Annotated in this window: 1 pseudogene; it reads left to right on the forward strand. The window is 75.3% G+C overall.

What is annotated here, in order from left to right:
- Positions 1-5: 5 nt before the first annotated feature.
- Positions 6-490: pseudogene (locus tag D3D02_RS19220) on the forward strand (hypothetical protein); the annotation flags it as partial.

Genomic DNA, 490 nt, shown 5'->3' on the forward strand with positions numbered 1-490 from the left:
TAGCCTTGGATAGCCGCCTGACGATCGCCGGGCGGGAGATCGCCGGGCTGCGCGCCGAGAAGACGATCCTGCTGGCGATCGGGATCCAGCTGTTCATCGCGATGTTCTCGTCGTTCCTCGTCGTCGGGCTCGTCTCGATGTACGACCCGGGCTCGCTCGACGGCGCCCAGATAGCGGGCGCGGGCGCCGGCGACGGGTCGGCGGCGCCGACGCCGCACCGCCCGCTCGCCGAGCGGAACGCGGCGCGGACGCTCGACGCGCTCTCCGAGGAGTGCGCGGCGGTCTTTCCGTTCGACAACGCGGCGTGGCTCCGCCCGAGCGAGACGCTCGGCGGGGCGCGCGACCGGCTCAACGGGGTCGCCGTCGAGCGGATCGCGGCGCTGTTCGGCGCGGGCGAGACGCCCGAGGGGACGGAGACGCCCCAGCAGGTGCTGGACGCGAGCGACGTCGCCCGCGCGGCGGGCGGCGACGGCGAGGTCGCGGCGATCGG

The sequence above is a fragment of the Halobellus sp. Atlit-38R genome (assembly GCF_003665925.1).
GTDB lineage: Archaea > Halobacteriota > Halobacteria > Halobacteriales > Haloferacaceae > Haloquadratum > Haloquadratum inordinatus.